The following is a 23,676-nucleotide window of genomic DNA, read 5'->3' on the forward strand; positions in this document are numbered from 1 at the left end:
ATCAGACACTGGCGATCTCGGCAGGGGTCAGTTCACGGTATTCACCGGGTTCGAGCATTTCATCGAGGATAATATCGCCGATCTGCTCGCGATGCAGGGCATCAACTCGATTGCCGACGGCGGCAAACATGCGCTTGACCTGATGGTAGCGTCCTTCATGCAGGCAGACACGGGCCTCACGCTCTGACAGTAGTTCAAGCTCAGCCGGTTTGGTGCGTCGGTGCTCCCCGTTCAACATGATGCCATCGGCAAAGATGCGGACGGTATCAGGCGTGATCGGGTCCGAGGTGATTACGTGATAGATCTTGCCGGTGTGGCGGTTGGGCGATGTAACACGGTGAGCCCACTGGCCGTCATCGGTCAGCAGTACCAGTCCGGTGGTATCCACATCGAGTCGGCCGCAGATGTGCAGGCGCTCGACACGGGGCATCTCAAGCAGCGCCGTTACGGTCGGGTGGGTCGGGTCGTCGTTTGAGCATACGACCCCCTCGGGCTTGTACAGCATGATATAACGGGTGCTGGGCGGGTCCAGGGGCAATCCCTGCAGACATACGTCATCGGTGTCACTGACCTTGCGCCCAGCGTCACGCTCATGCTCCCCGTTGACGGTCACTTCGTCCGCATGCAGCATGCGCTTGACCTCTTTGCGGGAAAAGTCGGTTACGCTGGCTATGTATTTGTCGAGTCGCATGGTCAACCTGCAAAGTGCTCAAAGGGTACTAGTATATAGTAGCGGGCAAGATCACCGACAGGGGCTCATGAAAGCTGTCGGTGAATCCGCTAGAATAGCGCTCCCAAACTTGTTGCGAGGCCACCGTGAAGCTCTTCGTCGATAATCTGACCCATGTGGATTTTTCCTACCTTCATCCCAAGCGCGGTTTGGTGGGCGAATCCTGGGCGGTGCAGCTGGTACTGGATGGCAGTCTTGACCCTCAGGGAATGATCTGTGATTTCGGTGTGGTCAAGCGCCGGGTCAAGCAGTGGCTGGATGCACATCTTGATCATATGCTGGCTGTGCCGGCCCAGTTGCCGGGCTTGCAGCTTGAGCAGCTGGGCGGCATGACCGAGGTGCGTTGGCATTATCCTGAGGGTGGTCTTTTTCGCTGCCGTTCGCCCGAGCAGGCCATTGCTGTACTGCCCTGTACTGAAATTGACGAGCTCAGTATTGCCCACTGGTGTCGAGATCAGTTGCGTCAGCTGTTTCCAGAGCAGGTGCAGGGGGTTGAGCTTGCCTTCACGACCGAGTCAATCGATGGGCACTACTATCACTACAGTCACGGCCTGCAGCAGCATGACGGCAACTGCCAGCGGATCGCTCATGGCCACCGCTCGCGCATCATGATCTACCGTAACGGTCATCGCGATGAGGTGTTGGAAGGGCGCTGGGCCGAGTGCTTCCGTGATATCTATATAGGTACCCGTAGCCACCTGAAAAACCAGTCGGCCGGTGCGCACCATTATGCCTATACGGCGCCTCAGGGCGCGTTCGAGCTGGAGCTGCCGGCGCGCTGCTGCTATTTGATTGATACCGAAAGTACCGTCGAGCAAATTGCGGCACATCTGGCCGAGCAGATCAAAATTGACCACCCGCAGGATGAAGTGGTTGTGCGTGCATTTGAGGGCATCGGCAAAGGCGCAATTGCTACGGCGTGATGGCCCTGGCGGTATTCATGCCTGGTGTGTTACCGAAACAAAACAGCCGCCCTCGGGCGGCTGTTTGCGTTGAGGTGGTGCGAATCAGTCGCGCTCGATCGCCAGTGCTGTACCCATGCCACCACCGATACACAGAGTTGCGAGACCTTTCTTGGCATCACGCTTGATCATTTCGTGCACCAGTGACACCAGAATGCGGCAGCCGGACGCGCCAATCGGATGGCCCAGCGCAATTGCACCGCCGTTCACGTTGACGATGTCGGTGTTCCAGCCCAGATCCTTGTTGACGGACATGGCCTGAGCCGCGAAGGCTTCGTTGGCTTCAACCAGTTCCAGGTCGTTGATGCCCCAGCCCGCCTTCTCCAGCGCCTTGGTGGTGGCGCAGATCGGGCCTGTGCCCATGATGGCGGGATCAACACCGGCAGATGCATACGCCTTGATCCGGGCCAGAACCGGCAGCCCCAGTGCTTCCGCCTTTTCGGCTGAACACAGAATCACGGCAGCCGCACCATCATTGATGGTGGAGCTGTTACCGGCGGTAACGGTGCCGTCTTTCTTGAAGGCTGGACGCAGCTTGGCCAGAGCCTCCGGGGTGCAGCCAAAGCGGGGCTGTTCATCGGTGTCGAATACTACGGGATCGCCCTTGCGCTGCGGAATGCTGACCGGAATGATTTCGTCCTTGAAGCGGCCAGAGGTGACGGCCGCTTCAGCCTTGTTCTGAGAGGCAGAAGCGAAAGCGTCCTGCTCTTCACGGCTGAAACCGTATTTTTCGACAATGTTCTCGGTGGTGATGCCCATGTGGTAGTTATTGAACGCATCCCACAGGCCATCGGTAATCATGGAGTCGATCATCTTCCAGTCGCCCATGCGTGCACCGTTACGTGAGTTGGGCAGCAGGTGGGGGGACTGGGACATGCTTTCCTGACCGCCGGCGATGATCACGTCAGCATCACCGCAGCGAATCGCCTGGGTCGCCAGTTGCAGGGCCTTGAGGCCTGAGCCGCACACCTTGTTGATGGTCATGGCGGGCACTTCCTGAGGGATGCCTGCGTGGATCAAAGCCTGACGAGCCGGGTTCTGGCCACAGCCGGCCGTGAGTACCTGGCCCAGAATCACTTCGTCTACCTCTGCCGGGTTCAGTCCGGTTTTCTGCAGCAGGCCCTTGAGTACTTCAGCGCCCAAAGTAGCCGCGGTCAGTGAGGAAAGGGAGCCGTTGAAAGTACCCACCGCTGTACGGCCAGCGGCAACGATAACAACATCACGCATAATGGAAGTGCCTCTTTGGTTCATATCATTATTGATCCCGGGCTCAGGGTAACGCACGCCGGTGAAAGGGATATTTCAGTCGGCATCAGCTCGGGCAGGCGTACGGGTATCCATACCGCCATGAGGTCCTTCGAGTCTGCGCGAAGGGCTCAGGCGGTGTCAAGTAGACCAAGGCAAAACTGTGTGCGCCGCACAACGGGAGTACAAGGCCCCCTGTACGGCGGTGTCAGATCTCGAGGTTGTCGATCAGACGGGCAGGACCGAGTCGAGCGGCGGCCAGAATGACCAGAGGGCGAACATCTCCGGCTTCAGGCGGCTGGAGTGAATCCCGGCAGAGGATACGGTAGTAGTCATGCTGGAAACCGCCTGCTTCAAGCTGCTGTTGCGCCTGCTGTTCCAGTGCGATGAAATCCGTGGCGCCGTTACGTACGGCATCGGCGGTCTGTTGCAGGGTTTGTTGCAGCAGGGGGGCAATGGCCAGTTCGTCCGCACTGAGGTAGCCGTTGCGTGAACTGAGCGCCAGTCCACTGCCGGCTCGCTCAGTCGGAACACCCACAATATCAACGGGGATGCAGAGGTCACGTACCATCTTGCGGATCACGGCAACCTGTTGATAATCCTTGAGTCCGAACACAGCCAGATCCGGCTGGACAATGTTGAACAGCTTGCATACCACGGTGGTTACACCACGGAAGTGTCCCGGCCGGCTGGCGCCGCAGTGCAGATCGGACAAGCCCGGGACCTCAACCAGTGTCTGGTTGTCCTGGCCTTCCGGGTAGACCTCGCTGACACCGGGTGCAAACAGCAGGTCACAACCCGCTGCCATCAGCTTCTCCTGATCGGAGGCCAGAGTGCGAGGGTAGCTGTCGAGATCTTCGTTGGCACCGAACTGCAGCGGGTTGACGAAGATACTGGCCACCACGGTATCGGCTTGCCGGCGTGCTGTTTCCACCAGTTTGATGTGGCCTTGATGCAGATTGCCCATGGTGGGCACCAGCGCAATTTTCTGGCCGGACAGTCGTGTCGGTTTCAGGGCTGTGCGCAGATCCGCAATGGTGTGGATGGTTTTCATATTACTCGAACCCGTGTTCCGGTCCGGGGAAGGTACCGGCCCTGACCTGATCGCCATACAAACGGAAAGCCTGTTCAATGCTGTCGGCTTCTGTCATGAAGTCCTTGACGAACTTGGGACGGCGTCCAGGTGTAATGCCAAGCATGTCATGCATCACCAGTACCTGGGCATCCGTGTGATGGCCTGCACCGATACCGATAACCGGAATTTCCACGTTGCGGGTAATTTCTTCGGCCAGCAGTGTGGGGACACACTCCAGCAGCAGCATGCTGGCGCCAGCATCTTCAAGCTTCTTCGCATCTTCAATCATTTTCAGGGCGGACTGTCGGTCACGTCCCTGCACACGATAACCGCCAAGCTTGTTGACGGCCTGTGGTGTCAAGCCAAGGTGCGGGCACACGGGCACGCCGCGCTCGGCCAGCATGCGCACGCTGTCACACAGCCATTCGCCGCCTTCCAGCTTGACGATGTGCGCGCCTGCCTGCATCAGCTTGGCCGAGTTGTCCATGGCCTGCTCCGGTGTGGAATAGCTCATGAACGGCAGGTCCGACATGATCATGGCACCCTGATTACCACGCGCAACGCTTGCGGTGTGATAAGCCATCTCATCGACGGTAACCGGCAGGGTGCTGCTCTGCCCCTGCAGTACCATACCGAGTGAGTCACCGACCAGAATCATCTCGATACCGGCGCTGCTCACCAGATGGGCAAAGGTCGCATCATAAGCGGTCAGTACGGCAAACTTTTCACCGGCCTGTTTGCGGGCGGTCAGGGTATGCAGCGTAATGTTGGACATAGCAATCTCTTCATCATTGTCTGAGCTTGTGCGCGATTATAACGATATCTTTTCCAGCGTGCCCATAGGGCAGTGCTGAAGAAGCGTATTCAGCGGGCGACCATCGGGCAGGATCAGTTCCGGGGCCAGTTCAGCCAGAGGCCAGAGAACAAAATTGCGCTCGGTCATGTAGGCATGGGGAACGATCAGGCGCGGCGTCGATATCACCTGGTCACCATACAGCAGCAGGTCCAGGTCAAGTGTGCGAGGCCCCCAGTGGATCTTGCGCACGCGCTGGTGCATTTGCTCGATTGCCTGTAGCGCATCGAGCAGAGCTTCGGGTTCCAGACGGGTATCCAGAGCAGCAACCGCGTTGATGTAATCGGGCTGGCCGGGGGGGCCGACAGGATCGGAACGGTAGAGCGACGAACGTGCAGCCAGCGTGGTGTCAGGCAGTTGCGTCAGTTCTTGCAGCGCGGTGCTGACCTGCGCCAGCGGGTCCTCAAGGTTGCTGCCCAGGCCAATCCAGGCGCGTAACTGAGCCTTACTCATTGCTGGGACGACTGTCCTGCGCCGGACGGTTGCGCGGGCGACGACGTTTGCGGCGCGGCTTGTCATCCTGATCAGCGGGGACCATGTCGCGTCGCGTCATCGGGTTGGAGGACTGGTAGTCGGTCCACCACTGGCTCAGGCCCTGCAGCGGTTCACCACTGTTCTCACGCAGTACTAGAAGATCGTATGCAGCTCTGAAGCGAGGATGCTCCATAAGCTGATCGGCTTTCTTGCCCTGTCGACGTGGCAGGCGCAGCTGCAGTTCCCAAATTTCACGCACAGGAGTGGAGAATCGGCGTGGAATGGCAGTTGAGCGGACCTGCTCGGCCAGAACCTGATTGGCGGCCTCATGCAGCAGCGGGATCGGTGGCAGATCTGAGCTCTGCTCCAGCTGTTTGATTCTCAGCTGCAATGGATACCAGAGCAAGGCTGCAAACAGAAAGGCCGGGGTGACGCTCTTGCCCTGAGACAGACGTCGATCCGTGTTGCACAGGGCGTTGAGCAGCAGGGTTTCCACCGGATACTCGTCATGTTCCAGCGCCGCATCGGTTTGCGGGAAAAGGAAGGCAAACAGACCGAAGCGTTGCAGTTGTCGGTAGGACGCCTCACCGTGTCCGCTCTGCAGCAGTTTGAGTACTTCATCAAACAGGCGTGCGGGGGATACATTGCCAAGCAGCGCTGCCAGTTCTCGAATCGGCGCTGCGGTACCAGGTTCCACTTCAAAACCGAGTTTGGCTGCAAAACGTGCAGCCCTGAGCATGCGCACCGGGTCTTCACGGTAGCGTTCACGTGCATCACCGATCATGCGCAGCTGGCGCTGTTTGAGGTCGGGATAGCCATTGGCAAAATCCAGTACGGTATGGTCACGCACATCGTAGTAAAGTGCATTGATGGTGAAGTCGCGGCGCAGGGCATCTTCTTCGATGGTGCCATAGACGTTGTCGCGCAGGATCATGCCGGTGGCAGCCGTGCGGGCCTGGTCCTGAGTTGTCTCTTCCTGATCATGCGATGCCCTGAAGGTGGCGACTTCAATCACCTCGCGACCGAAACGGACATGCAGCAGCTTGAAGCGGCGCCCAATCAGGCGACCACGTCGAAACAGCTCTTCGGCTTCTTCGGGGTGAGCTGATGTGGCGATGTCAAAATCCTTGGGAGTATGTCCCAGCAGCAGGTCGCGAATGCATCCGCCGACAAGGTAGCCTTCGAAGCCGGCATCCTGCAGCCGGTAGACAACCTTCATCGCATTGTCGTCCAGATGACGACGAGGAATCTGGTGCTCGGACTCGTTGACGATGCGTCGCTGTCCCAATGGAAGCAGCTGTTCGGCAACGGGTGCCGATGGCAAGTTCTCCTGTGGAGCTGTGGTACTGGGTGTGCGGCGACGACTGAACATGACAAAGGCGATCAGGGCTGCTGCAGCAAATGCGAGCAGAATGATGAGCAGAGTATTAGACATCGTTTACTGGGGGTCCCTGTAATGGCTGATCACGGATGGGGCATCATAACACCTGCTAAAGCTTAGTATAAGGCTCGGAGCGGGCATGGTTGCGTGGTGGGGCAAAGCGTGAGGCGTGAATCAGGAGGGTGGGGGGTGTCGGTCGTAAAGTGACACCATGAAGCTTAGCTTGTTGTTGTTCTTCCTAAGAGCACTGATTGGGGAGCGCTGCAGTGCCACTCTATCGACCGACTAAGCCTCATTTTTATTTTTATTCGAGGCAGGTCACTCATCCGCAGGGCCATTTTTATTTTTATTGCCGGCACTGTTTCAGGGTGTACGTTGTTGTTGTTCTGCTTGTAATAAAGCAGGACGCGTGCCAAAAATCATAACCCTTTGTTTTATATGATTAAGCCTATATTGAACCCGATCATTCTTTCGTTTCTGGCAACAGAGTGTTACCGAATGTCACGGTTTGTGGGCGGTGTTGGGTAGTAAGGTAACACTTTTAAGTGTTACCGATTGTTACCCCTTGGGTTTGCGGGGGATACCCAGTTTCTGGCGTCGTTCCCACAGGCTTTTGCGGCTGATTCCGAGCGTTTTGGCCAGCTCGGTTTCACTCATCTGGTCCTGGTTTTCAAGGACGAAGCGCTGGAAGTAGTCATCCAGGGACAGGTCTGTGCGGGCGCCGGAGGAAGCGTCGCTGTCAACAGGTGGCAGTCTGTGCCGTTGGGCGTACTGGCTTTCGATGTCGGCCAGGCTTTGCTGTTCCAGCTCAAGGCCCAGAAGATCAGGAGTGATCTGCCGACCATCGGCCAGAATCACGGCGCGCTCAATCGCATTTTCCAGCTCTCGCACATTGCCGGGCCAGTGATAGCTGCGCAGAAGCTCCAGTGCTTCGGGGCTGAAGTTGAGAGACTCACACCGCATCTTTTCGGCCTGCTTGGACAGGAAGGCTTCCGCCAGTTCCAAAATGTCGTCTTCTCGTGTCCTCAGCGGAGGCATGCGCAGCTCCATCACATACAGGCGGTAATACAGATCTTCACGGAACTGGCCGGAACGAGCGCGGGTCTTAAGGTCACGATGTGTAGCAGCGATCAGACGCACATCCACCTTGAGCGGTTGTACTGCCCCAACCCGGCGAATTTCACCCTCCTGCAGGAAACGCAGCAGACGAGCCTGAGCTTCCAGAGGCAGTTCACCGATTTCGTCCAGAAACAGGGTGCCGCCATCGGCGGCTTCAATCAGGCCACTGCGGCCGCTGGTTGCACCGGTAAAGGCACCTTTCTCATGCCCGAACAGTTCGGATTCGATCAGTGTCTCCGGTATGGCGGCGCAGTTGACGCACACCATGGGGCGGTTGGCCCTATTGCTCTGTTCGTGAATGGCGCGGGCGGCCAGCTCCTTGCCGGTGCCGGATTCGCCAAGGATCAATACGGTAGCGTCGGTGCGTGCGACCTTGCCGATGCGGCGGTAGAGTTCCTGCATTGACTTGCAGGAGCCGATGATGCGCGTCTGCTCGGGCGCTTTACCGCTGGTGCTGCCGCCGATTTCATTTTCTGAAGCAGTACGGGGCTGTGACAGCGTGGCCGCCACGGTTTTCAGCATTTCGTCGTGATCGAACGGCTTGGCAATATAGTCGACGGCACCAAGCTTCATGGCATCCACCGCGGAGCGCAGGCTGGCATAGCTGGTCATGATCAATACCGGCACCGATCCGGCCAGTCCAATGAGGTCGGTGCCAGGCGCACCGGGCAACCTCAAATCGGTGATGATGAGGTCAAAGCTATCCAGGCTGAAGTCGCCACAGGCTTCGGCTACCGAGCCTGCATCACTGACTTCATATCCGTTTTTTTCCAGCAGGCGCCTGAGCGCTGAGCGGATGATACTTTCATCCTCGACAATCAGAATTCGACTCATCCGGACAAACCTTCTCCATGAGCAGCCGGCGACGCAAGGGTATTTTCCTCGTTCAGCCGGGGTAAGGTGATTACGACCTGAGTGCCTTTGTTCTGGTTTTTGTTGGCCGGGCTAAGAATCTCGATATTACCATAATGCTGCACAATGATGTTGTAGACCAAAGGCAGGCCCAGACCGGTTCCGCGTCCGGGTTCCTTGGTGGTGAAAAATGGCTCGAACAGGCGATTGAGGTGCTCCGGGGCGATGCCAGTGCCCTCATCGGTAATACGAATGCAGATGCTGGTTTCGCTTCCCTGTGCCTCGATTCCAATCAGCCCCTGCGGTGGCGAGGCATCACTGGCGTTGTTAAGCAGGTTCACGAACACCTGCAGCAGCAGTTGCAGGTCGCCGCGGATCTGCAGGGACGGATCAACCTGATTGACAAAATGCTGCTGTCGACTGTGGCTGTCGAGGGTGACCAGATGGATCGCTTCATCAATGCAGTGGCGCAAATCGAGCGGCTCGAAGTGCTCCGGGCCTTCCTGACGGCCGGTGTGGGCAAAACGCACCAGTGATTGAACGATACGGTTGATGCGACGGGTCTGATCAACAATCTGATCGCCGGTTTCCAACACCTCGGGCAGATCCGTTTCCAGCTTCAGATTTTGGGCCAGACAGGCGATGCCGGTCACCGGATTACCGATCTCGTGAGCGACGCCGGCCGCAAAGCGACCGATGGAGGCCAGGCGTTCGCTGTGGGCCAGCTTGCGGGCCATCATCAGATGCTCGGTTTCCTCTTCAATCAGCAGGACCTTGCCTTGCGCAGGTGTGTCATCCAGACGTGCCTTGTGCAGGCTGAACCAGCGATGCTCGCCGTGCAGCTCAATCATTTGAGCTTCCTGGTGCAGGGTATCGTTGTCTGCAAATTCCTTCAGCAGGCGGCTCCATGGCAGTGGCAAGTGTGCCAAAGGATTGCCGAGAGCCTGTTCTGCACTCAGCCCTGTGTACTGCTCCAGCTCGGCATTCCAGAACAGGATGCGGTGGTCTGCATCCAGCGTGCAAACCCCGATAGGCAAGCGCTGTAAGGTGGCGCGATGGTAGCGTCTGAGCTGGTCCAGCTCGGCTGCAAGGCCCGACAGGCGTTGGTCGTAGGTTTCAAGTTGCTGCTCCAACAAATGGACCTCGCGGGCCTTGAAACCGGCGCTGCGATCAGTTTCCAATGGTTGCAGCAGTGCTGTTGCCTCCACAGGTCCCAGCAGGGCGGAAAGGTTCTGTTCCAGCTGGGTCCGCAGGCGCAGGCTGTCCAAAGGTCTCAGCTGGCCTGGGCTCAGCTGCAGTGTGAACATGGCACGCTGGACTTCCCGCTGTGCAGGCTGTTCCCCCAGTCTGGGTGTCAGGCGGGCGACAAACTCCGCTTCACTGGCGGCAGCCAGGCCCAAGCCCAGAGGACGGGGCATGACGTTGAGCGCACAGGCTTCGCCGGCCTGTCTCTCGCCCTCGTGGCCGGGGAAAAGCAGGGAGCCGAGTACCAGCAGCGCCGTGTTAAGCAGTACCGATAATAGAGCGACCTTGTACCACTGACTCAAGGCTCCGGCATCCAGCGGAGCGCCATCCAGCATCATCGGCAGCAGCATGCCCAGTGCCCAGAGGCCTATCCCCCCTGTCAGACCGAGAAGAAAACCGGTGCGACTGGCGTTGGGCCAGTACAGGGTTGCGAGTATTCCCGGCAGAAACTGAAGAAAGGCGATAAATGCCAGCAGCCCAAGCTGGTTCAGTGAAAACTGCTGACCTATATGGCGGAAAAACAGATAGCTGCCCAGCATTACCGCCATGATGATCAGTCGTCGCAACCACAGCAACCAGGCGTAGAAGCGGACATTGTCCGGTACCCGTACCAAAGGCAGTACGACATGGTTTTGCAGCATCGATGCCAGCGCCACGGTGGCCACTATGATGATGCCACTGGCCGCCGATAGCCCGCCGATGAACGTCAACAGACTGAACCACGGCAATTGCAGGTTCTGCCCCAACTGCAGCAGCAGGTATTCGGGATTGGTGATCGCATCGTGCTTCATGCCGGCCCAGAGAATGGGGGGAACAGTGATGGCAAGTAGTAGCAGGAAAAGAGGAATACCCCAGCTGGCGCGGTACAGGCTTTCGGTGGGCAGGTTTTCCGTGAACGCAATGTGGAACATGTGCGGCATGACAAATGCACAGGCAAAAAACGCCAGCAGCAGAATTTGCCAGTGACTGGTGTCCGGCGGCTGTTGCAGTCGCTGCAGCGCCTCTGGGTTACGCTGCAGCCAGTCCCCGAGCCCATCGACACCACCCAGCAAGGCCCAGAATGCATAGGCTGCAATCAGCAGCAGGGCAATCAGTTTGAACAGAGATTCAAGCGCGATGGCGAATACCAACCCGCGATGGCTGCTGCGCAGAGAGGCATGTCGAGCACCAAACAGCAGGGTGAAGAGGGTGAGAATGATGCAGAAGCCGGCTGCCGCCCGATTGGAAGAGATGCGATCGTTCAGCATGGGCAGCGAGTCGGCCAGTGCCTGAATCTGGATCGAGATCAGCGGCAGGCTGATAAACAGCATTAATAAAGTAGTCAGCGTTCCTACACCGCCACTGCGAAAACGGAAGGCAAACAGATCCGGCAGAGAGCTGAGCTGGTGTCGCCGAGTAATTCTCAGCAATGGAATCAGCACCAATGGGGCAAGGAGAAAACTGATGGAGGCCCCCATGTAAGAGATCAAATAGACATAGCCGGAATGATACGCAACGCCAAAGATGCCATAGAAGGTCCAGGCGCTGGCAAACACACCAAGTGCCAACACATGCACCAATGGGTGTCGGGTGATGCGTTCAGGCAGTAACCCCTTGTCGGTGAGCCAGGCGGCGCCGAACAATGCGAGAAGATAGCCACAGCCGAGCAGGGCCAGCAGACTGAGATCAAAGTTCATGGTGACGGTGGCGCCATTCGGCGGTCGCTGCCAGCAGGATCAGCAGCGCCCAGATCAGAAAAGGCATCAGCCAGTGGCCGCTGTGGAATAGCCACAGCTCGACCAGTCCCGGCAGCAGCAGAGTGGCCAGCAACAGAAGCAGCAGTAGGCGATGCAGATACATATTCAGGTCTCGGATTCACACAGGCTCAGTGTGCCGGGAACTGCAGTGATGTTCCAGTGCGTGATGGCCCACGAGAGCAACTCATCCCGACTGGCTGTTGCCAGATCGGCGGGTGGCTTCTGGCCGAGAAGTGACAGCGCGCGCAGCAGCAGTTGTTGGCGTTGGCCAGGGTCGATCGCCGGTGCCAGGTTCTGTTTGCTTAGCTTCTGCCCGGCCGGGTTTGTGATCACGGGTATATGCGCGTACTGGGGTGTCGAATAGCCAAGCAGGGTTTGCAGCGCGATCTGGTGCGGTGTTTCGTCGATCAGATCGCTTCCTCGCAGAATGTCGGTTACACCTGCGGCCGCGTCATCAACGACGACGGCCAGCTGATAGGCAAACAGCCCATCACGGCGAAACACGACAAAATCCCCGCGATCATTCTGCCAGTCGTACGTTCTGAAACCCTGGATGCGGTCATGAAACTGTTGCTCTGCCTGTGGGTGAATCACCCGAACGGCGCAGCTGGCAGAGGCGGATGGCGGATGACGCCGGCAGTGGCCATCATACAAGCCCGTCACGCCTCTGGTTCTGAGCTGCTTGCGACTGCAGCTGCAGCGATAGGCAGTGCCTTGGTCCAGTAACTGCTCCAGTGCGTCCTGATAGCACTTCAGCCGCGTGCTTTGGTATATCACAGGGCCATCCCAGTGCAGGCCGAAGGCGTCAAGGGTGTGCAGAATCGAATCGGCCGCGCCGGGCTGTTCGCGTGGCGGGTCAAGATCTTCTATCCGCAGCAGCCACTCGCCATTGCGCGAACGCATATCGAGATAGCTTGCCAGTGCGGCAAGCAGAGAGCCGAAATGGAGTGGGCCGGTCGGTGACGGGGCAAAACGTCCGATGCAACTCAAGGTGAGGGCTCGATGTCAGGCGGGAGTCGGGGGCCAGAGGCCCCGACGCGCAGGCTCAGCGTCCGAGCTGCTTTTCCTTGATTTCAGCCAGCGTCTTGCAATCGATGCATAGAGTGGCCGTCGGGCGTGCTTCAAGACGGCGGATGCCGATCTCGACACCGCAGGCCTCGCAGTAGCCGTAGTCATCGGAGTCGATGCTTTCAAGCGCTTCGTCGATTTTGCGAATCAGTTTGCGCTCGCGGTCACGGGTGCGCAGTTCAAGGCTGAATTCCTCTTCCTGACTGGCGCGGTCGCTTGGGTCAGCAAAGTTGGAGGCTTCTTCCTTGAGATGCGTGATGGTGCTGTCGACTTCCTCCATCAGCTCGCGTTTCCAGCCAAGAAGAATCTTGCGGAAATGCTCTTTCTGCGCTTCGTTCATGTATTCTTCGCCGTTATCCAGCGGGTAAGGTTCGAAGTGCATGAACTTGGTATCTGTTGTTTTAGGCATGGGCGCAGCCTCACGTCATTGGGGGCTCAGACCATGGAAAGCCCGATTGCTCCGGCCTGGCGCCCTGATATGGGAACACTATGGTGCTTTAAAAGCCGGTGAAAGTACCAGAACCCCAGTCTTTAGGCTAGACCTGTTTGGCCTTTTTGCCATCGCGATTGATTTCACCCGCTGCAACAGAGGCTTGCAACAGGTGTTGTCGGATATACTGAGGCGCTTATCTGGATCGGAGGAGTGAAGATGATATCGGACTGGACTGCACGGGCACGCGAGATTGATTCGTTCAAGGTGATGGATCTGCTCAAGCGTGCGGCCGAGCTGGATGCCGAGGGCAGGGATGTGGTGCATATGGAGGCCGGGGAGCCCGACTTTCCCACAGCAGAGCCAATCATGCAGGCTGCACGTCGAGCCATGGATGCAGGGCATACGCGTTATACCCCGGCAGGTGGCATCATGCCGCTGCGTGAGGCTATCGCGGATTTTTACCAGCGGCGCTATGGCGTCAACATCAGTCCGCGCCAGGTGTTGGTTACGGCCGGTGCTTCTGGAGCTCTTTTGCTGGCGTTCTCGCTGCTGGCGGCGCCTGGCAGTCGTTTCATGCTGGCGGATCCGGGCTACCCCTGCAATCGTCAGTTTCTACGCCTGCTGGAAGCACGTGGGCAGTTGGTGCCGGTGGGACCGGAGCTGAACTATCAGTTGAATGCGGATCTGGTGGCGCAACACTGGGCCGACGATACGGCAGGGGTGTTGCTGGCGTCCCCATCAAACCCTACCGGGTCGGTTGTGCCAACGGATCATCTGCGCGCCATTGCGGATCAGGTGAGCCAGTGTGGCGGCTCGCTGATCGTGGATGAGATCTATCATGGTCTCACCTATGGCTTTGATGCGGACACTGTGTTGGGTGTGGCACCGGATGCGCTGGTGCTGAACAGCTTCTCCAAGTATTTCGGCATGACCGGCTGGCGCCTGGGTTGGCTGGTGGCACCGGAAGAGGCCGTGGCTGAGATGGAAAAGATTGCCCAAAACCTGTTCATCTCGCCGGCAACGCTGTCACAGCATGCTGCGCTGGCCGCGTTCGAGCCGGATACCATCGCGATACTGGAGCAGCGCCGGCAGGCGTTTGCGCTGCGTCGTGATCGGCTTGTGGCCGGGTTGAGGGAGCTGGGCTTCGGTATTCCTCGCATGCCGGAGGGTGCGTTCTATGTCTATGCCGATGCTTCGCACCTGACCGATGACAGCTTTGCCTTTTGTTGGTCTCTGCTGGAAGAGGATTATGTCGCGGTCACGCCCGGCGCTGACTTTGGCCTTAACCGGCCTGAGCGGTATATCCGTTTTTCCTATACCACCGGGCTTGATCGCATTGAGCTGGCGCTGGAACGGCTGCAGCAGCGCATCAATCGCGGATAAGCCACACCTCGCCATCGTGAATCTCGACCGTCAGGGGTTCCAGCTGTTCGCCAGGGCAGGGGCCCGCGATACAGATGCCGTCATCAATACCAAACAGTGCGCCGTGAGTGGCGCACTGGATGAACTGTTTCTCGTAGTCGAGGAACTGGTTCGGTTGCCACTCCAATCGGATGCCACGATGCGGGCAGCTGTTGCGCCAGGCAACAACACTCTCACCGCGTCGGATCAGCAACAGAGCGGTGCCATCCTCAAGATCAAACCCCCGCGGGCTGTTGGGCTGTAATTCATCGAGTGTGCACAGTTTCAAGTGATAGGAGCCTTTCGGTTGGTGTCAGTCGGTGATCAGGCGTTGCGCACGCAGCTGCGCCATCAGCTGTTCGATCGCTTCATCATCGCGGGTGTCCACCGGCAGGGTGATCAACTGCTCTTCGCTGGTCAGGGGTTGCTGTACTTTCATCTGTTCGCGCATGACGCTGACATCGGCATCGGAAGGGTCGCGGCCTTCCGCTTCACGTCGTTTCAGACGCGCCTCAATCAGGTTGAGTTCGCAGTGGCAGCTGATAATTCTCACCGGGATGTCGAGGTTCTTTGCAAGCTCGACGTATGCGTTGCGGGTGCGCTGCCGGATGAAGGTGGCATCCACGACCACGGAATATCCGGCCTTCAATGCCTGAGCCGTTGTGTCATGCAGATACTGAAAGGTCCGCGTGTTCATTTCGGCGCCGTACAACGCCAGTGAGTGGCCCTGCAGGGATAGCTCTCGGTAGATGCGTTTGCGTTCGATGTCAGATCGAATGCGTATGACGCCGACCGCTTCTGCCAGTCGTTCGCTGAGATAGCTCTTGCCGCTGCCGCTGACACCGTGCATCAGGAACACGGTAGGGCGGCGTTCCCGACAGTAGTGGGCTGTCAATTGCAGATAGTGGCGACAGGTTTCCAGGTCGGGCTCCAGTCCCAGCATCGCAACCTTGGCGCGCACCATGGAGCGGTAGGCCTTGAAAAAATTCAGCAGTGGCAGGCTGGAGTAGTCGCCGGTCAGCTCCAGGTAGCGGTTAAGGCAGCGGTTGGCCCAACGGAATTGCTGGTTGGCCTCCAAATCCATCAACAGAAACGCCAGATCGGAGATCGTGTCTATCCAGCGAAACTCCAGATTGAACTCGATACAGTCAAACAGACGCAGCTGATCGTGAAACAGGTTTATGTTGGCCAAGTGCAGGTCGCCGTGGCATTCGCGGACGTGCCCCTCGCGTTTGCGCTGCCTGAGCCTGTCTTCCAGTGCACGGAGCTGCTGTGCGATCTGTGCAGACAGACGCTGCAGCAGGCTCCAGTCGTCGGTATCGAGATGATCAGGCGGGATATGACGGAAGTTGTCAGCCACGACCTCCCACAGTGTATCAGGCTCACCCCAGGGGCTGTCCTGAGCCACGATCGGGATTTTTTGGTGGAATTCTGCAATCTGCTCGGCCAAAAGGTCGATCCAGTGGCTTTCAAACAGCTGTCGCTGCAGCAGGCGGTCAAGCCGAAGTTCAGGATCGAACTGATACATTCGGACCGCGTATTCGATAATCCCCTCGCTGGCTCCCAGCTTGGGTTCTGTGCAAGAGCCCCCAATTGGAACCACATCGATGTAGATATCCGGTGCAAGTCGCTGGTTTAGACGCAGTTCCTCTTCACAGCAGTGGCGTCGCTGCTCAAGCGTGGTGAAGTCAAGAAAGCCGAAGTTGACCGGCTTCTTGATTTTGTAGGCAAACTCGCCTGTGAGCAGCAGCCAGGAGATGTGTGTTTCAATCACTCGGATCGGGCCGGTCGGGTGAGGATAATGCCCGGGCTCGCTCAGTGACTGTATCAGTTTGGGTAACATGAGACTCCTGCTGTTGTCAGCGATGGCATAAGATTATACTGACGCGATGACTAAAAAGAGAACCACCACCGCAAAACGATCTGCCTCCCGTCAGGCAAAACGACCCTCTCGTCTGCGCCGCCTGTTGGGATGGCTGCTCAAACTGGGTGTGGTTTTGTCGGTTATCGCCGGCGTTGGCCTGATCTATCTGGATGCCCAGGTGCGCAGCAAGTTTGAAGGCAAACGCTGGGCACTGCCGGCAAAAGTATATGCACGACCGCTGGAGCTGTACCCCGGACAGAAACTGGCCATGGATGAGCTCAAACAGGAACTCAGAGCGCTGGGGTATCGCTTTGAGCGCCAGGCCAGCCGGCCGGGAAGTGTCGAATGGGCAAGTAGCAGGGCGCGTATTCACAGTCGAGGTTTCAATTTTCCTGATGGGGCTGAGCCATCGCATAACATGCTGCTGAGTTTCTCCGGTGATCGGCTTGAGTCCATCCGGGCTCAGAGTGGACAGCAACTGCCGCTGGTGCGGCTGGAGCCGATTCTGATCGGTGGTATTTACCCTCGCTCCAATGAAGACCGTGACCTGATCAAGCTGGAGCAGGCCCCCCCTCATCTTGCGCAAGCCCTGGTCACGGTCGAAGACCGGGCGTTCTATGAACACCACGGCGTTTCGCTCAAGGGAATCGCCCGTGCCATGTGGGTCAATATCCGTGCCGGTCGTTTTGCCCAGGGCGGCAGTACGTTGACCCAGCAGCTGATAAAGAACTTCTACCTAACCTCGGACCGTACCCTGAGTCGCAAGCTGCTGGAGCTGCCGATGGCAGTACTGCTGGAACTGCACTATTCCAAGGAAGAGATTCTTGAAGCCTATCTGAATGAAGTGTATCTGGGGCAGTCCGGTAGTCGCGCGATTCACGGCTTTGGGCTGGCCAGTCAGTACTTCTTTGCTCGACCGATTACCGAGCTGGAGTTGCATCAGGTGGCATTGTTGGTTGGGATGGTGAAAGGCCCATCCTGGTATGATCCGCGTCGCCATCCAGAACGCGCGCTTGAGCGCCGCAACCTGGTGCTGAAAATGCTGTTTGAACAGCGCCACATCAGCCGGGCGGAATATGATGAAGCCCAAGGCCGGACGCTGGGCGTGGTACAGCAACGCAGCCTGCACAAGGGGATGTATCCCGCTTATCTTGATCTCGTCAAGCGCAAGTTGAGGGAAGAGTATCGCGATGATGATCTGGCAACGGAAGGGCTGCGCATCTTCACTACCCTTGACCCGCTGGTACAAACCCGTGCCGAGGCGGCGTTGGAACAGGGCCTGAAGCAGCTTGAGCAGCGCTATGGCAATAAGGCTGCCGGACTTGAGGCCAGCATGGTGGTAACGGATCCTCAGACAGGTGAAGTGCTGGCGCTGATTGGTGGGCGTGAAACACGCTACGAAGGCTTCAACCGTGCGCTGGATGCGCTGCGTCCAATCGGCTCTTTGGTAAAGCCTGCGGTATATCTGGCGGCGCTGGAGCAGGGCTATACATTGGCAACGCCGCTGCAAGACGAGCCTTTTGAGCTGAAGCAGCCAGATGGATCTCTGTGGCAGCCGCAGAATTTTGATCGCCGCAGTCACGGGGTGGTGCCGTTGCACCGTTCACTGGCGCTTTCCTATAATCAGTCCACCGCTCGTTTGGGTATGGAGGTTGGGCTGGGGCGCGTGATTGACATGCTGGAGCGTCTTGGTGCCGAGCGCGAACTCAAGTCTTTTCCCTCTCTGCTCCTGGGTGCGCAGGCGCTCTCGCCACTGGAACTGGCCAGTATCTATCAGACTATCGCGGCGAATGGCTTCAAGATGCCTTTGCGAGTGATACGCCGGGTGACCGATGCCGAAGGCAAAGAGTTGTCACGTTATCCGTTTACATTGAAACAGCAGGTCAAGCCGGAAATTGTACATCTGATGCAGTATGCCTTGCAGGAGGTTGCGCGCGAAGGTACGGCACGCAGCGTATACAATACTCTGCCGGCAAATCTGAACGTGGCCGGCAAGACCGGCACCTCGAACGACCAGCGCGACAGTTGGTTTGCTGGTTTTACGGGTGATCGGCTTGCAGTGGTCTGGCTGGGGCGTGATGATAATACGTCACTGCCGTTCACCGGATCGAGTGGAGCCCTGCGGGTCTGGACCGAGCTGATGCGACGCGAACGTCCGGAACCGTTTATCGCAACTCGCCCTGCCGGTGTTGAGTATGTCTGGATCGATGAGGCTACAGGTCTGCGCTCGGATGAGCGCTGTGAGGGGTCTCGTCAGCTGCCGTTCCTGAAGGGCACAGCACCAGAACAAAGCGTCGATTGCGGTCAGCATAATCCGATTAACCGCTCACTTGACTGGTTCCGCAACTGGTTTAACTGATCAAAGAAGGACAGGATGAAAAAGATCTGTTTGATGGCAGCATTTGCTGCTCTGCTTGCCGGCTGTGCAGGCCCCAATCCCTATCGTGCGCCTGTAGAGGATAGGGGCGCGCGCGCTCCCGCTGCAGAGCCGCCTGGCAGTGTGGTTCCGGTTGAGGAAACCCCGGGAGTGCAGGTGATTCCGGTGGGTGAAGCGCCGGTGATACGTGCCCAGCGTGAAGCACCGCAGCCCATGTCCGGTCAGGCGATTACTGAAACGCTGCCGGTACAGCCACAGAGCCCAGCGGTTGTTGCCTTGCTGGAAAATGCCCGCAGCGATACCGGCAGTGGCGATTTGCGCACGGCCCAGAGTCGATTGGAGCGCGCCCTGCGTATCGCCCCGCGTGACCCTGAGGTCTATATCCAGCTGGCGGATGTGCAGCGTCGACAGGGGCAGTTTTTGCAAGCGGAACAGGTTGCTTTGAAGGGAATCAGCATCGCTTCCGGGCAGGACAGCGCCCTGCGCCGTTTATGGACGCTGGTTGCCGAAATTCGCAATGAAGGAGGTAACAGTGCAGGTGCGGCTGAAGCGCGCCAGCGAGCCGCCGCCTATTGAGGCGACGGCTGTTTGCCCTGGCTCAACAGGGCAAAGGCAAACAGAGGCAGGGCCGCTGCCAGTGCTGAGCTGAGCACAAAGGCTGGTAACGGGGGCACCGGCAGAAGCGGACTGCACACGGCAACCGCCAGCAGCAGCCCACTGCCGGCTGAGGCCAGTCGTGCAAAGGTGCCGTGCAGGCGCAGGGCGGCACCCAGCAGCACAAGGCTGATGGCGATGCCGATCGCCAGTGTGTAGGCCTCGCCAAGCCCCATGCGTCGGCACAGTTCAAACAGAGCAAACAGTCCCAGCAGCCATCTTCCCCAGCCCGCTCTGGACCAGTGCCATTGCATCGCCTGCCCTGCCATGACGGTGGCCAGCAGGGGCAGGGCGGCATACAGTGCCAGGTTGTCCAGCATGCGCTGCAGCGTTTCGATATCCTGCCCGCTGTCAGTGAGTGTCAGGCGGCCCAGTGCGGCCAGAGCCACAAACAACAGTGCGAGGCAGCTCACTTTCAACAACAGACTCTGCTCTTCAGACGTGTCTTCCGTCTGGCGGAACATCAGTACCGCACTGAACAGGGCGGCTGCCAGCAGTACAATATCGCCCGCCATGTGTTATCCCGCCAGCTTGGCAAATACACTGTCAGCCGCTTCCAGGGTCGCATCCAGCTCGGCTTCTGTGTGTGCATTGGAAACAAAGCCGGCTTCAAACGCAGAGGGCGCCAGATAGATACCTGCGTCCAGCATGCCGTGGAAGAATTCACCAAAACGTTTCGCGTCGCAGCGCATCACATCAGCAAAGCTGCTGACTGTCTCCTGCTCGGTGAAGAAAAGGCCGAACATGCCGCCAATGGCGCTTGTGGTGAACGCAACACCGTGCCGTTTGGCCATTGCTTCCAGCCCTTGGGTCAGATATTCGGTTTTGGCAGAAAGCTGTTCATGAATACCCGGCTCACGCAGTTCCTGCAGCATGGTCAGACCTGCCGCCATCGCCAGCGGGTTACCTGACAGAGTGCCGGCCTGATACACCGGACCCAGCGGGGCGATATGCTGCATAATCTCACGCTTACCCCCGAAGGCTCCGACCGGAAGGCCGCCACCGATGATCTTGCCCAGTGTGGTCAGGTCCGGCTTGATGTTGAAATATTCCTGAGCACCGCCCAGCGCCACACGGAATCCGGTCATCACCTCGTCGAAAATCAGTACACTGCCGTGTTCGTCACAGACTTCGCGCAGACACTCCAGAAAGCCCGGTTCGGGCAGAATACAGTTCATGTTGCCGGCAACGGGTTCAACAATAATGCAGGCAACCTGATCGCCGATCTCGGCAAAGGCCTGGCGGACATTGTCAATATCGTTATAAGTCAGCGTAATCGTGTGCTCGGCCAGTGAGGCCGGCACTCCGGGTGAGTTGGGCTCACCCAGCGTCAATGCGCCGGAGCCGGCCTTGACGAGCAGGGAGTCGGAGTGACCATGGTAGCAGCCCTCGAACTTCACGATCTTGTCACGACCGGTGTAACCGCGGGCCAAACGGATGGCGCTCATGGTGGCCTCGGTACCGGAGCTGACCATGCGGACCATCTCCATGGAGGGCACCAGTTCGCAGACCAGATCAGCCATTTCGGTTTCAATGCCGGTGGGGGCACCAAACCCGAGGCCGTTATCCAGTGTAGCGCGCACCGCTTCAATCACGGGAGGGAATGAGTGCCCAAGCAACATGGGGCCCCACGAACCTACATAGTCGATGTAGCGGCGGTCGTCTTCGTCATACAGGAAAGGACCCTCACCTCGCTTGAAGAAAACCGGGGTGCCGCCAACACCCTTGAATGCGCGAACCGGGGAATTGACGCCACCGGGGATGTGAGTCTGAGCGGCCTTGAACAGGGATTCTGAACGGGACATGTGTCGCTTCCTTTAATGGTCTTGTGCCTGAATACGGAACAGCCGGCTGAACTGTTCAGCCCGAGTGCGAATATCCTGCGCGGCGAACAGGGCGTGCACGACTGCGGTCATGTCGGCGCCAGCTGTAATCACTTGTGTCGCATTATCCACGCTGAGGCCGCCTATCGCTACCATGGGTACACTCAGTTGCGCTCGTGCCGTGGAGAGCAGTGACAAAGGAGCCGGGCTGGCGCCTGGTTTGGTGTTGGAGGGGAAAAAAGCGCCGAAGGCAACATAGTTGGCACCTTCGGCCTGGGCCCTGATTGCAAGCTCAAGCCGGTCATGGCAGGTCTGTCCGATGATGGCGGTTTTGCCCAGTCGCTGTCGTGCCTCCGTGAGGCTGCCATCCTTCTGTCCCAGATGGACGCCGTCAGCCTTGCAGGACAGTGCCAGCTCCACATCATCGTTGATCAGGAAGATACAATTATGGCTTTGGCACAATGCACGCAAGGCGCTGGCCTGATCGAGGCGATGCGCTGAATTGTTTGACTTGTCCCGATACTGCAGGACTTTCATGCCGCCAGCGATGGCCGCTTCACAGGCGTTCAGCATGGTCTGGGTATCGGGCATGAGGGTGGCATCGGTAATGCCGTAAAGACCTGATAAAGAGAATGTAGGCATCAGAGGCTCTGCTTGTGGTTGTAGTAGGACTCGATCTGTTCTTTGCTGATAAGCCCCAGTGGGGACTCCTGGTTGCTTACGACAAGCAGGTAATCAAGCTGGTGTTGCAGCATCAGATCAAGCGCTTCCTTCAGCGTGGAGCGATAGAGCAGGGGCATTACATCCCGTCGCTGTGCCGGTATTTCCAGCAGGTTTATCGACAGCTCGGGGTCGGTTTTGTCTGCCGCTTCATTTTCAAGCCAGACTTTCAGGTCCGCCGGCGGCAGCAAAAAGCTGTTATCACCCTTTTGCACCAGCAGCCACTGAGGTGCTGCGGTCAGCAGGTCACGTGCAGACGACAGGCTGATGATACTCTCAGTCTCCGCAAAATTTCGTTGCATCAGGCTGCCAACGGCTGCTCGAGACAGCACCTGAGTCAAGGGTGCCTGGCGTAGATCCATCCCCTGTGCCTGCAAAGAGGCATGAAATATCGAAGGCAGGCCGAAACCGTAACGGGTGGTGAGGTTGGCGGTGACAATTGCCAGCATGCCGGGCAGGATGATCGCGGTGTTGTGGGTCAGCTCCAGCATCGCCAGCAGGGCTGCCAGCGGGGCGTTGAGCAGAGCGGCCATCATCGCACCCATGCCAAGCATGGCGTAAAGCGCAGTGTCGGCCGTCAGCCCCAGGCCGTTGCCTGTCGCACCAAGTAAAGCGCCTGCCGAGGCACCGATAAACAGAGAGGGTGCAATGAGCCCGGCCGGAATGCCCAGTGCGATGATCACTGGAGTCAGAAGCCATTTGGCCAGCAACAACCCCAGCAGCCAGATTGCCGCAGGCTGGGTGTGGAACAGGGCCTCGATTGTATCGTAGCCACTGCCCATGACTTCTGGCCAATGCATGGCTACCAGTCCGGTGAGAGTGCCAGCGAGAAGGAAGCGAGTGGGTATGCTCCACTGGCAAATGCGAAAGGTGTGGCGATACAGAAAATGAAAGCCGACCGCGAGAAGCCCGGTCATCAGCCCCAGTAGCATTACCAGCGGCAGTTCGGACAGCTCGTGGATCTGAAGGGCCGGGGCATTGAATACAATGGCTTCGCCTACAGTCAGGCGCACAACAACATCCCCGACCACGGCTGCTACCATAATGGGCAAAAAACCGACCAGAGTGTACTCAAGCAGAATCACTTCCATGGCAAAAATGACACCTGCCAGCGGTGTGTTGAAAGCGGCTGAGATGCCGGCAGCGGCACCGCAGCCAACCAGCAGGCGCAGCGTGTTGTTGGGCAGATTGAGGCGCTGGCCAAGCCAGCTGCTGGAGGCGGCGCCCATATGGACGGCCGGGCCTTCACGGCCAACCGAATGGCCGCTGGCCAGTGCAATGAGTGCGGCCAGCAGCTGGACCAGCATGTTGCTGCCGGGCATGCGACCCTGATGGTTGTTGAGGCGTTCCAGCAGGTGGACGATGCCCACGCTGCGAGCATGGGCGGGGATCGAAAGGTAGAGCAGAATCAGCAACAGGCTGCCGACCACGGGAAACAGCAGGCGACTGATTTCGGGAAGGCTTTCAAAGTTTTCGGTGCCACCGGAAAGCAGCCAATGCTGCAACAGGTTGTAAGCGCCTCGGAACAGGCTCATGAGTCCGCCGGCCACGAGCCCCGACAATACGCCAAGCACCACCAGCTGGGGCAAGGCATCAACATGAGCCAGCCGGGTGCGGAAGTGTTCCAGTGACAGCAGTCGGTGTGGCATGATGGGCTCTCGGGT

General features: G+C 58.3%; 21 protein-coding genes. 4 read left to right on the forward strand and 17 right to left on the reverse strand.

Annotated elements, in window-relative coordinates:
- Position 1 precedes the first annotated feature (1 nt).
- Positions 2-691, reverse strand: coding sequence for a 16S rRNA pseudouridine(516) synthase RsuA (rsuA, locus tag ABIE61_RS11665; protein WP_354409662.1), 690 nt, complete (start codon positions 689-691; stop codon positions 2-4).
- Between the two features lie 125 nt (positions 692-816).
- Here rsuA and ABIE61_RS11670 point away from each other — a divergent pair, with 125 nt between their 5' ends.
- A complete protein-coding gene (locus ABIE61_RS11670) occupies positions 817-1,653 on the forward strand; it encodes a 6-carboxytetrahydropterin synthase (RefSeq protein WP_354409665.1) in 837 nt (278 codons plus the stop codon).
- An 84-nt stretch (positions 1,654-1,737) separates the two neighbouring features.
- On the opposite strand, the gene ABIE61_RS11675 is transcribed toward ABIE61_RS11670, so the two are convergent.
- From ABIE61_RS11675 to dksA, 10 genes are all read right to left on the reverse strand, one after another.
- On the reverse strand, positions 1,738-2,919 hold the full coding sequence (locus ABIE61_RS11675) for an acetyl-CoA C-acetyltransferase (protein WP_354409717.1): 1,182 nt from the start codon (positions 2,917-2,919) through the stop codon (positions 1,738-1,740).
- Between the two features lie 226 nt (positions 2,920-3,145).
- On the reverse strand, positions 3,146-3,991 hold the full coding sequence (gene panC / locus ABIE61_RS11680) for a pantoate--beta-alanine ligase (RefSeq protein WP_206836702.1): 846 nt from the start codon (positions 3,989-3,991) through the stop codon (positions 3,146-3,148).
- 1 nt (position 3,992) lies between these two features.
- Complete coding sequence (panB, locus tag ABIE61_RS11685; RefSeq protein ID WP_206836699.1) at positions 3,993-4,787, reverse strand: 3-methyl-2-oxobutanoate hydroxymethyltransferase; 795 nt, start codon at positions 4,785-4,787, stop codon at positions 3,993-3,995.
- A gap of 36 nt (positions 4,788-4,823) precedes the next feature.
- The gene (folK, locus tag ABIE61_RS11690; RefSeq protein ID WP_354409669.1) at positions 4,824-5,318 is read right to left on the reverse strand and encodes a 2-amino-4-hydroxy-6-hydroxymethyldihydropteridine diphosphokinase; all 495 of its coding nucleotides are present in this window, start codon (positions 5,316-5,318) and stop codon (positions 4,824-4,826) included.
- Positions 5,311-6,774, reverse strand: coding sequence for a polynucleotide adenylyltransferase PcnB (gene pcnB, locus ABIE61_RS11695; protein ID WP_354409672.1), 1,464 nt, complete (start codon positions 6,772-6,774; stop codon positions 5,311-5,313). Before pcnB ends, folK begins: the two co-directional genes overlap by 8 nt.
- Before the next feature lie 504 nt (positions 6,775-7,278).
- Complete coding sequence (locus ABIE61_RS11700) at positions 7,279-8,673, reverse strand: sigma-54-dependent transcriptional regulator (protein ID WP_354409675.1); 1,395 nt, start codon at positions 8,671-8,673, stop codon at positions 7,279-7,281.
- Positions 8,670-11,612 (reverse strand): sensor histidine kinase, encoded by a 2,943-nt coding sequence (locus ABIE61_RS11705; RefSeq protein ID WP_354409678.1) that lies wholly within the window; start codon positions 11,610-11,612, stop codon positions 8,670-8,672. The genes ABIE61_RS11700 and ABIE61_RS11705 overlap by 4 nt, the downstream gene beginning before the upstream one ends.
- Positions 11,602-11,775, reverse strand: coding sequence for a hypothetical protein (locus ABIE61_RS11710; protein ID WP_175527696.1), 174 nt, complete (start codon positions 11,773-11,775; stop codon positions 11,602-11,604). The genes ABIE61_RS11705 and ABIE61_RS11710 overlap by 11 nt, the downstream gene beginning before the upstream one ends.
- 2 nt (positions 11,776-11,777) lie before the next feature.
- Positions 11,778-12,662 carry a tRNA glutamyl-Q(34) synthetase GluQRS gene (gene gluQRS, locus ABIE61_RS11715; protein ID WP_354409682.1) on the reverse strand — a complete coding sequence of 295 codons (885 nt, stop codon included), beginning with the start codon at positions 12,660-12,662 and terminating at the stop codon, positions 11,778-11,780.
- 55 nt (positions 12,663-12,717) lie between these two features.
- On the reverse strand, positions 12,718-13,149 hold the full coding sequence (gene dksA, locus ABIE61_RS11720) for an RNA polymerase-binding protein DksA (protein ID WP_091827639.1): 432 nt from the start codon (positions 13,147-13,149) through the stop codon (positions 12,718-12,720).
- A gap of 240 nt (positions 13,150-13,389) precedes the next feature.
- Between dksA and ABIE61_RS11725 the strand changes: the two genes are divergently transcribed.
- On the forward strand, positions 13,390-14,556 hold the full coding sequence (locus ABIE61_RS11725) for a pyridoxal phosphate-dependent aminotransferase (protein WP_354409685.1): 1,167 nt from the start codon (positions 13,390-13,392) through the stop codon (positions 14,554-14,556).
- On the opposite strand, the gene ABIE61_RS11730 is transcribed toward ABIE61_RS11725, so the two are convergent.
- Both ABIE61_RS11730 and ABIE61_RS11735 read right to left on the reverse strand, forming a co-directional pair.
- On the reverse strand, positions 14,543-14,863 hold the full coding sequence (locus tag ABIE61_RS11730) for a Rieske (2Fe-2S) protein (protein WP_354409687.1): 321 nt from the start codon (positions 14,861-14,863) through the stop codon (positions 14,543-14,545). The two genes, ABIE61_RS11725 and ABIE61_RS11730, sit on opposite strands and share 14 nt — an antisense overlap.
- A 24-nt stretch (positions 14,864-14,887) precedes the next feature.
- Entirely contained in the window at positions 14,888-16,417 is a 1,530-nt protein-coding gene (locus ABIE61_RS11735) for a bifunctional aminoglycoside phosphotransferase/ATP-binding protein (protein ID WP_354409689.1), read from the reverse strand.
- A gap of 46 nt (positions 16,418-16,463) precedes the next feature.
- Between ABIE61_RS11735 and mrcB the strand changes: the two genes are divergently transcribed.
- Together mrcB and ABIE61_RS11745 are read left to right on the forward strand one after the other, a co-directional pair.
- Positions 16,464-18,797, forward strand: coding sequence for a penicillin-binding protein 1B (gene mrcB / locus ABIE61_RS11740; RefSeq protein ID WP_354409692.1), 2,334 nt, complete (start codon positions 16,464-16,466; stop codon positions 18,795-18,797).
- 15 nt (positions 18,798-18,812) lie between these two features.
- Positions 18,813-19,391: a tetratricopeptide repeat protein gene (locus tag ABIE61_RS11745; protein ID WP_354409693.1), complete on the forward strand. Its 579-nt coding sequence runs from the start codon at positions 18,813-18,815 to the stop codon at positions 19,389-19,391.
- Here the strand turns inward: ABIE61_RS11745 and ABIE61_RS11750 are convergent.
- Genes ABIE61_RS11750 through ABIE61_RS11765 form a run of 4 tightly spaced genes read right to left on the reverse strand, consistent with a single transcriptional unit; the run spans position 19,385 to position 23,661 of the window.
- Positions 19,385-19,984, reverse strand: coding sequence for a hypothetical protein (locus ABIE61_RS11750; protein ID WP_354409695.1), 600 nt, complete (start codon positions 19,982-19,984; stop codon positions 19,385-19,387). The two genes, ABIE61_RS11745 and ABIE61_RS11750, sit on opposite strands and share 7 nt — an antisense overlap.
- A gap of 3 nt (positions 19,985-19,987) precedes the next feature.
- Positions 19,988-21,274 (reverse strand): glutamate-1-semialdehyde 2,1-aminomutase, encoded by a 1,287-nt coding sequence (gene hemL, locus ABIE61_RS11755; protein WP_354409698.1) that lies wholly within the window; start codon positions 21,272-21,274, stop codon positions 19,988-19,990.
- A gap of 12 nt (positions 21,275-21,286) precedes the next feature.
- Entirely contained in the window at positions 21,287-21,934 is a 648-nt protein-coding gene (gene thiE / locus ABIE61_RS11760; RefSeq protein WP_206836665.1) for a thiamine phosphate synthase, read from the reverse strand.
- Positions 21,934-23,661, reverse strand: a complete 1,728-nt coding sequence (locus ABIE61_RS11765; protein WP_354409701.1) for a chloride channel protein — start codon at positions 23,659-23,661, stop codon at positions 21,934-21,936. The genes thiE and ABIE61_RS11765 overlap by 1 nt, the downstream gene beginning before the upstream one ends.
- Positions 23,662-23,676 lie beyond the last annotated feature (15 nt).

The sequence above is a fragment of the Marinobacterium sp. MBR-111 genome, from assembly GCF_040547585.1.
GTDB classification, from domain to species: domain Bacteria; phylum Pseudomonadota; class Gammaproteobacteria; order Pseudomonadales; family Balneatricaceae; genus Marinobacterium; species Marinobacterium iners.